At 75.3% G+C, this 2,121-nt stretch carries 3 protein-coding genes and 1 pseudogene; 2 read left to right on the top strand and 2 right to left on the bottom strand.

All coding sequences use genetic code 11. The annotated features are described in order from the left end of the window. Window positions 1-271 (top strand): annotated as a pseudogene (locus L0B03_RS17000) ((2Fe-2S)-binding protein); the annotation flags it as partial. Here the strand turns inward: L0B03_RS17000 and L0B03_RS16995 are convergent. Beyond that, entirely contained in the window at window positions 250-480 is a 231-nt protein-coding gene (locus L0B03_RS16995) for a DUF6480 family protein (RefSeq protein WP_250448069.1), read from the bottom strand. The pseudogene L0B03_RS17000 and the gene L0B03_RS16995 sit on opposite strands and share 22 nt — an antisense overlap. Before the next feature lie 91 nt (window positions 481-571). On the opposite strand from L0B03_RS16995, the gene L0B03_RS16990 reads away from it, so the two are divergent. Then, window positions 572-1,219 (top strand): TetR/AcrR family transcriptional regulator, encoded by a 648-nt coding sequence (locus L0B03_RS16990; protein WP_250448067.1) that lies wholly within the window; start codon window positions 572-574, stop codon window positions 1,217-1,219. A 97-nt stretch (window positions 1,220-1,316) separates the two neighbouring features. On the opposite strand, the gene L0B03_RS16985 is transcribed toward L0B03_RS16990, so the two are convergent. Next, window positions 1,317-2,121: FGGY-family carbohydrate kinase (locus tag L0B03_RS16985; protein WP_250448065.1), on the bottom strand; the 805-nt coding region annotated here is incomplete at its 5' end.

Genomic DNA, 2,121 nt, shown 5'->3' with positions numbered 1-2,121 from the left:
CGGCGTCACCAAGGGAGACCTCGTGGCCAGCGGGCCCGCGGGCGCGCGCTGCACCGCGGACGTCGCCCGGGCGACCCGGGCCACCACGGGCTGCGGGGGCTGCACCGACGCGGTGTGCGGGCTGGTGGACTGGCTCACGCAGGCCGACCCCGATGCCGCCGCGGGCGCCGGTCTCGCCGACGGCCGTCCGGCAGGTGCTCCTGCTCCTGGCCCTGCACCCGACGCCGCCCCTCGGGGGTCCGCGCGGATCTACAGCAGGCCGACCGCGTAGGCCACGAACATCAGCCCGACGAGCACCACGACGCCGAGCACGATCACGTAGACGAGCTTGTTGGTCCGCGCGCTGGGGAGGGAGGGCTGGCGGTCGGAGACGCCCGACACGCCGCTCTCGGCCGGAGGCGTCTCCCCCGGGGGGACCGAGCCGCCCGGGGTGAGACCTGTCGAGTCCTCGGGCGCGGGATCGCTGCTGGGGCTGCTCATCGGGCCACGGTGGCCCCTGCACGTCAAGGTCGCAACCCGTGCCGCTGCGGTCGCGCTCCCACCCGCGGAGGGTGGTTACTCTGGCAAGGACGTGACCGACCAGCCTGCTCCCGCACCGACTCGCCGTCGGGCGAACACCCGTGCGCGGATCCTCGACGCCGCCGCGGCCGTCTTCGCCCAGAAGGGCCTCAACGGGGCCACGGTCGACGACCTGATGAGCGCTGCCGGGTACACCCGCGGGGCGTTCTACTCGAACTTCTCGACCAAGGAGGACGTGTTCTACGCCCTCTACGAGAAGCAGTCGGCACTCATGGTGGGCCTGGTCCGCGACTCGCTCCAGACCGGAGGCCCGGACGAGTTCGACCTGGGAAGTGTCGGCGCGATCCTCGAGGCCCTGCGTCCTCACGCGCGGATCTGGTACCTGCTGCAGACCGAGGCCCAGCTGCACGCGATGCGCACCCCGGAGAGCGGCGCCCGGTTCCAGGAGCAGAGCGCCGGCTTCGAGAGCGAGATCGCCGAGATCCTCGTCGACGTGCTCGGCCGGCTCGGACGCCGCCCGACCATCAGCTCGGTCCAGCTCGCCGACGTCCTGACCTCTCTCTACATCCGCGGGCTGGCCCGCGAGGCCCTGGCGGGCGACGCCGCGCCGACGGGCTCCGCGTTCGTCGAGGCCACCCTCCCCGCCGTGCTCCTGGGGCTGTCGACCCCGCTCGTGGACCCGGGGTCGCACCGCAGCTGACGGTCTCAGCCCGAGGCTGCGGCCACGAAGGCGTCGAACCGTCGGTCCGGGGTCGGCGCCTGCCCCGCGACCTCGCGAACGTCCAGCGTGGGCGCCGTCACGAGGGTCTCGTCGACCGGTCCCAGCAGGCCCGCCCGCACCAGGGCGAGGAGGGCGGCCCCGCTCGCGACCGGCTCCGGGGCCTCGACCCACCGCGACGGCCACGGGCTGGTCGCGACCTTGAGGGCCGCCAGCCGGGGACCGTGAGCGCCGGACCGCCGAGGACCACGAGCCGGCCTGGGTCGGTCGTGGCACTGTCGGTCGTGGCACTGTCGGTCGCGGCGCTGTCGGTCGCGGCGCTGGAGGAGGCGCCGTGGCTCAGCCTCTCCTGCTCGACCACCATCCAGCGGGCCTGCAGGCACACCCCCTCGAGCACCGCACCGGCCAGCCGGCCGGCGTGCGTGCCGTCGACCGGAACCTCCACGGCAGCGCCCCCCGGCCCTGATCCGAGCTCGAGCAGCCGGACCCGCGCGGCGGGGTCGGGGTGCGGCGTCTGCCTGCCGGAGAGGTAGGGCAGGCAGACGGGCCCCGCCCGGTCCACGGAGACCTCCGGCCATGCGGCGCGCGCCCCACCGACGCCACGATCGGCGAGCCAGGTGAGCATCGCGCCGGCGCTCGAGGAACCGGCGAGGACCGCGTCGTGCCGCCCGGACACGGTCCGGACCAGGCTCATGCCGGCGAGGGCGATGCGGTCTGCGTCGGCGGCGGCGCCTGGTCCGTGGGATCGCCGCACCGTGAGGACCGCCTCGGTGGTGCCGATCGAGTCGGCGCGGTCGCCGGGGAGTCGCGCACCGCTCGCCCAGGTGCCCACCGCGTGGTCGTGCCCGGCCAGCACCACCGGCGTCCCTGCGGGGACCCCGGCC

Origin of the sequence: Actinotalea sp. C106 (genome assembly GCF_023630195.1) — a bacterium.
Lineage (GTDB): Bacteria > Actinomycetota > Actinomycetes > Actinomycetales > Cellulomonadaceae > Actinotalea.
The sequence above is the reverse complement of the archived record's forward strand: the minus strand, read 5'-3'. Positions and strand labels throughout refer to the sequence as shown.